Here is a 6,937-nt window from a genome sequence, read left to right on the forward strand (position 1 = left end):
TGTCACGCGCCCAATCTGTGCAGCATCGCCCCGATGACGTCGCAGGCTCGTCGCGCGGCCTGCAAACGGCCCTCCGCTTCGATGCGGGGACCGATCAGTTCCAGGTCGAATCCGTGTGCGTAGCCGCCGGCCAGGGCCTGGGCGATGAACGCCTCGAGCGGAATCGTGCCGTCGCCGGGCACCGCGCGACCCGGGAGCGCGCGGTCGCCCAGCACATAGTCGCTGAGCTGGATCAGCTCGGTTCGTGGCAATGCCCGCTGCACCATCGCTTCGAAATCGCCCTCCGCCCAGCAGTGGAACAGTTCGATGCAGATGCCGAGCCCGCTCATCTCGGCCAGTGTGATGGTATCGCGCAGGGTGTGGGCGAGATGAATGTCGGCGTAGAGGCTCGAGGCGTTCTCGATCGCCAGGGCCACGCCCGCCCGGTTCGCGTGCTCCACGCAGGGCGCGATCATGGTGCAGAAGCGATCGGTGGCCTGCGGCCAGGTCAGGGCGCCGCGACCGCCGGTCAACATGTAGACCACGCGCGCACCCACCGCGGCCGCGCCGTCGATCACCGCCAGCAGCGCGCCGCGCGCCGCCTCCGCCCCGGATTCCAGCCGGCCGTCACCGAAGATGTGACATACCGCCTCAACCGTATAGTCGTTGCGCTGAAGAACTTTTGCGAAGTCCGGATCGAGTAGCTGGCTGTCCAGGACGCTCAGCCGGGCGACGCCCAGCGCCGCCCAGTGGGCCTCCAGCGCGGTCAGCGGCTCGCCGTAGAAGGTGACATTGTGCACCGACAGCCGTTCGTGCGCAGCCGCCATGTCAGCCGCGGCTCTCGATGTCGACTCCGAATCGTTCACGGAAGGGCCGGAATTCGGCGTGCAGCGAATCGAGGTCTTCGCCGATGTCGGTCAACAGTTGGGTGGAGTAGCGGAATTTGCCGTATCGGTCGCCGCGGTTGTTGGCAAGGTAATCGCGCATTGCGGATTCGGCTTCGGGGGTGACCCGACGGCCGGCGAAGGCGTAGTAGCGTTGCACCGTCGCAACCTGGTCGGCAACGAAATCGGTGTAGCGAACGTGCAGGATGCGCTGGTCGTCGACCAGGGGGTTGCTCATCGTGTTGGCGACGCTGGCGCGCGTCAGTTCCAGATGCATCTTCGCCAAGGCGTGCAGGTCGACGGACCCGACCATGCCCTCGGCGATGTCGGCCATCATCATGGTGCGCGACGCGGCGACCTGAACCGGGTCGCGGTGCAGCCAGACCAGGGTGGCGTCGGGATAGGCGTCAAACATCTCGCGGAGCCGGAAACCGTGGAAACCCTTCAGCACCCAGTATTTTCGCGGGCGACCGTATTGCAGCTGTTGGAGCATGGCCTTATGCAACCGGTATTGTGCGGCCGGGTCGGTGGCCAGACCGCCGACCAGCGACTGCATGGGCACCCGCCACCACGCGGTGGGGGTCATCACCCGAAAGTCGAACGCCCAGGTTCGTTCGTCCTCGGGGAGCCCGTCGCCCAGCATGTCGTTGTAAGGGTGGCTGTGCAACCATTTCGGCATCTTGGCGTTGATCTCACGCCAGTCGGCATCGGCCCGCGCCCGGCGGTCGTCATCGGGGCCGGCCAGCCCCGGCGGCGGCGACGGGTACATCACCTCCCAGAACCGCAACGCGCGGGCGTGCGGATCGACCGACATCAGCGCGTGCATAAGCGTTGTCCCCGAACGCGGTTCGCCGGTGACGAACATCGGCGACTCGATCACTTCGGCGCCGATCGGGTAGCGGTTGCGGTCCCCGATGAACTCCAACCGCGACGTCAGCAGCCACCGGCACACCTGTGCGGCTTCGAAACGGCCGTCGGCATCCATGCCCAGACCGTTGAGGTGGTCGACGGCGGCGGCGAACCGTTCCGGCAGGGTGGGATCGCCATAGTCGCGCAGCCCGGTCTCGGCCTCTGCGGCGGCGAGCATCTCCGCGGCGTCCAAACGTGCTGTCACGCCGGGCGTCCGCAGAGCCGCACCAATTCATCTTCGGCCGCACGGACGTTCGCGGCCGAGGCCTGCGCGTGTGCCAATCCGGCCATGGCGCCGTAGTCGAGTATTTTCGGTACGCGCAAGCCCGCGTCCACATAGGTCTTGACTACCTTGGCGACCTGTTTCGGTGTGCCGTGGGGCACGAGAGCCAGCACCATCTCGGGGCGCACGTTGTCCAGGAATTCGAGGATCCGCTCTCGGGTGAGTACGGCGGGGTCGATGTCCTGGAATCCCCGCCAGTCCTCGCCCATGGGGTGTTCAAAGCCGAAGTCGTGCAACGTCTTTGCAGAGACCTGCAGCAGAAACGCCTTGACCAGGGGTGCGTCCAGAATCTCGGCGAGGGCCTCGTCGTCCGCGCCGATCAGGCAGACCTGGATGAAGCACGGGGTGATCGCCAGCGGGTCCCGGCCGGCGCGTTCGGCGGAGCTTCGGACCGCGGCGAGCATCTGGGCGTAGTGCTCGGGAGTCCAGGCACCCGCCGGCCACCATCCGTCGGCATACCGGCCCGCGATGTCGAGCATCCGCGGGCCGCTGGCGCCGATCCAGATCGGCGGTACCCGGTCCTCATAGGGTTCGGTGTCCAGTCGGGCATGGTGCAGCTTGTAGAACTGGCCGTCGAAGTCGACTGGGCCGTCGTTGCGCCACAGCAACTGGATCACCGCCAACGCTTCCTCGAACCGGCTGACCGAACGCGAGAAGTCGAACCCGTAGGGCAGCGTGTTCTCGCTCTCGCCACTGCCCAACCCGAGGATGAAACGCCCCTTAGCCAAATGATCGATGGTCAGCGCAGTTTGGGCGAGGAGCGCGGGATGGCGGCGCACGGTATCGACCACGGCGCTTACCAGGGGAACCCGCTCGGTCAGCACGGCCGCCGCGGCCGCCACCGCCAGCCCGTCCAGGTGGCGGTGCGGCGAGGGGGAAGCCGTGGCCAGGTCGGTGAACTCGGGCGTCCAGAGCGCGTCGGGCCAGAAGCTGACCATGTGATCGGGCAGCCAGATGGAGTGGTACCGGCCGCTGTCGAGTTCGGCGAGCCGGGACAGGTCAAGGGGAAGCGTCGTGCGGAGGAACGCCGCGGGCCGAACGGTCATCGAGACATGATGCTAAGCACTTGCACAGCATCGTGTCGATAGGTTCGGCGCTGATGCGTCGAGTGTGCGCCCTGGGTAGGGCACAGTCCGGCGACTTCATCCCCAAGGCCCATACTCGACGGTAGGAGCGGGCGAACGTCGGGGCTTAGCCCGAGATGATGAACTCTTCGAGCTGTGCGCGTGCGATGTCGTCGGGCAGCTGCTGCGGCGGGCTCTTCATCAGGTACGCCGACGCCGGGATCACCGGGCCGCCGATACCGCGGTCCTTGGCGATCTTGGCGGCGCGCACCGCATCGATGATGACGCCCGCCGAGTTCGGTGAGTCCCAGACCTCGAGCTTGTACTCCAAGTTCAGCGGCACGTCACCGAAGGCGCGGCCCTCCAGCCGCACGTAGGCCCACTTGCGGTCATCGAGCCAGCTGACGTGATCGGACGGGCCGATGTGGACGTCCTTGGTCTTGAACTCCCGCTGCACATTCGACGTGACGGCCTGCGTCTTGGAGATCTTCTTGGACTCCAGCCGCTCACGCTCGAGCATGTTGAGGAAGTCCATGTTGCCGCCGACGTTGAGCTGCATGGTGCGGTCCAGCTGCACGCCGCGGTCCTCGAACAGCTTGGCCATCACGCGGTGGGTGATGGTCGCGCCGACCTGGCTCTTGATGTCGTCGCCCACGATGGGCACGCCGGCGTCGGCGAACTTTTGGGCCCACACCGGGTCCGAGGCGATGAACACCGGCAGGGCGTTGACGAACGCCACGCCCGCGTCGATGGCGCACTGGGCATAGAACTTGTCGGCCTCTTCGGAGCCCACCGGCAGGTAGGACACCAGCACGTCGACGTTGGCCTCGCGCAGCGCCGCGACCACATCGACGGGCTCGACGTCGGAGACCTCGATGGTGTCGGCGTAGTACTTACCGATGCCGTCCAGCGTCGGTCCGCGCTGCACCGTCACGTTGGTGGGCGGCACGTCGGCGATCTTGATCGTGTTGTTCTCCGAGGCGAAGATCGCCTCGGACAGGTCGAAACCGACCTTCTTGGCGTCCACGTCGAACGCCGCGACGAACTTCACGTCGCGGACGTGGTACTGGCCGAACTTCACGTGCATCAGGCCGGGCACGGTGCTGTTCGGGTCGGCGTCGTAGTAGTACTGCACGCCCTGAACCAGCGAAGACGCGCAGTTACCGACGCCGACAATGGCGACTCGTACCTCCGTCGACGCCTGCGGCGCGTTCTTCTCACTCATAAGGGCGTTCTCCTAACCTCTGACCTCTGACTGGGATGCTGGATTCGTGCAGTGGTTTACGTTTGCTCGGAGAGGCCGGGCATAGCCCGCTCCGCAGCAATGAGCTCGTTGAGCCACTTGACTTCGCGCTCACTGGATTCGAGCCCCAATTGATGAAGCTGACGGGTGTAGCGGTCGAACGAGCTACTGGCCCGCGCAACGGCTTCACGCAGACCTTCCCGCCGTTCCTCGACCTGACGGCGGCGGCCTTCCAGAATGCGCATGCGCGCCTCTGCCGGAGTCCGGTTGAAGAACGCCAGGTGTACCCCAAAGCCGTCGTCGGTGTAATTGTGGGGACCGGTGTCGGCCACCAGCTCACCGAAGCGCCTGCGGCCTTCGTCGGTCAGCTGGTAGACCCGCCGGGCCCGCCGGACCGGCGTCCCGGCCGGGGCGGCGTCCTCGGCAATCAACCCGTCGGCCTGCATACGCCGCAGGGCCGGGTAGAGCGAACCGTACGAAAACGCCCGGAACGCGCCGAGTAAACCGGTCAGCCGTTTGCGTAACTCGTAGCCGTGCATGGGCGATTCGATCAGGAGACCCAGGATGGCGAGCTCCAGCAATCGAATCACCTCCCTAAAAACTTTGCGTGGCTGGTTACGACGGTTCGACGCCTCGCGCAATCGTATCGTCTCGATATATTAGCCACAACACTTTCGGCCGTTGGTCTGCAGTTCGTCACAGTGCAGCGGCGTGAAACGCACCGGGGGACCGGTTCTTACGCCGGCAGGCTCATCTGCTTGACGGTGCCGTCACCCGTGAAGGAGATGTATCCGCCGCCGTAATCGCTGGAGACGTACAGCGACAGCGAGAGCGCACCCGGTGTGGTCGGGTCGGTCGCCGGCTCGACGATCAGGTACGTGGTTTTCACATCGGAGGGCTTCATGCGCAGCGTCTGCGGGGCCCCGCGCATAATGCCGACGGTCTTCGTGACGTCGAACCTGCTCACGTCGACCGCAACCGGACCATCCGAAGAACTCTTGGCCGAGCTGGTCGGATCGCCCCATCCGCCGCGATAGGTATAGGCCAGCACTCGGCGGTCGTCCGACGGGTCCGGCCGGTCCAACGACGCGTAGGTCGGGTAGATCACCAGCCGGTAGCCGATGGTGTCCCCGAAGCGTTTGCGCATCTGTTCGAGAAGCCCGGTGAGCCCGCCCACCGAATGCAGCTGGGTGGGCGGCGTCAACACCACGGCGTTGACTCCGTCGGGCTTGGCTCCCGGATCGGTCGTGAAGTCCAGCGGCGAGCGCGTGTTGCCGTACAGGCCCCACCCGATCCCGACGCCCAGCAGCACCGACACGACGAATGCAGCGGCCAGCACCCCCCACCCGCTCACCCGCGGCGCCGTGGGCCGCGAGTCAAGGGCCGCCAGCTGCGGCCCGGCGTTGGTTTGCAGGTCGCTCACCAGGGCATGCAAGTCGCCCAGCGTCACCGCCTTGGTGGCCGCGCCGACCCTCTCTCGGTGCTCCTCGGCGGAGAGCTCGCCGTCGGCCAGTGCATCGTCGAGGACCGTGCAGGTGTCTTGGCGATCGGTGTCCTTGGCACGGGTAGTCGTGGTCGCCCCGCCGGCCGGCGGCGCCCCGAGCCATTTCGCCACGCGGATGATCGTAGAAGTCCGCTGTCGTTTTGGCGCGGAAATCGCCGTCGATCACCCGGCACGGACCGCCACGGTTCGGTTGCGATATCGCTGCTCGGGATGGCGACGTACTCTGGTGGGCGTGCGACTGCAGCGACAAGTGGTGGACTACGCGCTCCGGCGGCGCTCACTGCTGGCCGAGGTGTATTCGGGCCGCACCGGTGTCTCCGAGGTCTGCGACGCGAACCCTTATCTGCTGCGCGCCGCCAAGTTTCACGGGAAACCGAGCCAGGTCATGTGCCCGATCTGCCGCAAGGAACAGCTGACGCTGGTGTCGTGGGTGTTCGGCGAACACCTGGGTGCGGTGTCGGGCTCGGCGCGCACGGCCGAAGAATTGGTGATGCTGGCATCTCGGTTTGAGGAGTTCGCCGTCCACGTGGTGGAGGTCTGCCGGACCTGCAGCTGGAACCATCTCGTCAAGTCCTACGTGCTCGGCGCGGCACGCACGGCACCTCCGCCCCGGGGTACCGGACGCACCCGGACGGCGCGCAACAACGCTCGCACGGCCATTGAATAACGAACGACGCCACGGCGAATCGTCCGGTGACCAACGTGGGCCCGCGACTGAGCATGTGGGCGATCAGAACTCAAACGAGCGTCCGGACGCTGACCGTTTGGACGTCGGTTCTCAAGATGGTGAACGCCGGGGTGCGCCGTCCGGCCCCAACCGTCGCCGTCAGGCACCACCCGACGATCGACTGACCACGATCCTGCCGCCCGTGCAAGACGACCGGGCGCCCCGACGCTCCGATCCCATCGAAGAGGTCAGAGCGGCGCTCGCGGGCCCGCCGTCCACCCCCTTGCGGGGCGACGCGCTCGACGAGGTCAAGGCCGCGCTGGACAGCCGGGGGACGACGTCCGGCCGGCAACAGCGGGCAAGCCTCGGCGGTGGTCCGCCCGCTGGACCGCCCCCACCGCCCC

General features: G+C 66.6%; 7 protein-coding genes and 1 pseudogene. 2 read left to right on the forward strand and 6 right to left on the reverse strand.

What is annotated here, in order from left to right:
• Positions 1-2: 2 nt before the first annotated feature.
• The 6 genes from BST14_RS19690 to BST14_RS19715 all read right to left on the reverse strand — a co-directional run bounded on the left by BST14_RS19690 (position 3) and on the right by BST14_RS19715 (position 5,977).
• A complete protein-coding gene (locus BST14_RS19690; protein ID WP_083066057.1) occupies positions 3-806 on the reverse strand; it encodes a sugar phosphate isomerase/epimerase family protein in 804 nt (267 codons plus the stop codon).
• A gap of 1 nt (position 807) precedes the next feature.
• Positions 808-1,977, reverse strand: coding sequence for a sulfotransferase family protein (locus BST14_RS19695; protein ID WP_083066058.1), 1,170 nt, complete (start codon positions 1,975-1,977; stop codon positions 808-810).
• The gene (locus BST14_RS19700) at positions 1,974-3,101 is read right to left on the reverse strand and encodes an LLM class flavin-dependent oxidoreductase (RefSeq protein WP_083066059.1); all 1,128 of its coding nucleotides are present in this window, start codon (positions 3,099-3,101) and stop codon (positions 1,974-1,976) included. Before BST14_RS19700 ends, BST14_RS19695 begins: the two co-directional genes overlap by 4 nt.
• A gap of 145 nt (positions 3,102-3,246) precedes the next feature.
• Complete coding sequence (locus tag BST14_RS19705; RefSeq protein WP_083066060.1) at positions 3,247-4,344, reverse strand: inositol-3-phosphate synthase; 1,098 nt, start codon at positions 4,342-4,344, stop codon at positions 3,247-3,249.
• Positions 4,345-4,400: 56 nt separating this feature from the next.
• On the reverse strand, positions 4,401-4,943 hold the full coding sequence (locus BST14_RS19710; protein WP_066861963.1) for a PadR family transcriptional regulator: 543 nt from the start codon (positions 4,941-4,943) through the stop codon (positions 4,401-4,403).
• A gap of 155 nt (positions 4,944-5,098) precedes the next feature.
• Positions 5,099-5,977: a DUF1707 SHOCT-like domain-containing protein gene (locus BST14_RS19715; RefSeq protein ID WP_083066061.1), complete on the reverse strand. Its 879-nt coding sequence runs from the start codon at positions 5,975-5,977 to the stop codon at positions 5,099-5,101.
• A 121-nt stretch (positions 5,978-6,098) separates the two neighbouring features.
• Between BST14_RS19715 and BST14_RS19720 the strand changes: the two genes are divergently transcribed.
• Both BST14_RS19720 and BST14_RS19725 read left to right on the forward strand, forming a co-directional pair.
• Positions 6,099-6,533: a DUF5318 family protein gene (locus BST14_RS19720; RefSeq protein ID WP_067934865.1), complete on the forward strand. Its 435-nt coding sequence runs from the start codon at positions 6,099-6,101 to the stop codon at positions 6,531-6,533.
• A gap of 55 nt (positions 6,534-6,588) precedes the next feature.
• A pseudogene (locus BST14_RS19725) lies at positions 6,589-6,937 on the forward strand (penicillin-binding protein); the annotation flags it as partial.

Origin of the sequence: Mycobacterium arosiense ATCC BAA-1401 = DSM 45069, from assembly GCF_002086125.1 — a bacterium.
In the GTDB taxonomy this organism is placed as follows: domain Bacteria; phylum Actinomycetota; class Actinomycetes; order Mycobacteriales; family Mycobacteriaceae; genus Mycobacterium; species Mycobacterium arosiense.

Bases quoted from the DNA above. Each gene is read 5' to 3' on its own strand.
- BST14_RS19700 (WP_083066059.1), bottom strand. From the start codon at position 3,101: ATGACCGTTCGGCCCGCGGCGTTCCTCCGCACGACGCTTCCCCTTGAC.
- BST14_RS19690 (WP_083066057.1), bottom strand. From the start codon at position 806: ATGGCGGCTGCGCACGAACGGCTGTCGGTGCACAATGTCACCTTCTAC.
- BST14_RS19705 (WP_083066060.1), bottom strand. From the start codon at position 4,344: ATGAGTGAGAAGAACGCGCCGCAGGCGTCGACGGAGGTACGAGTCGCC.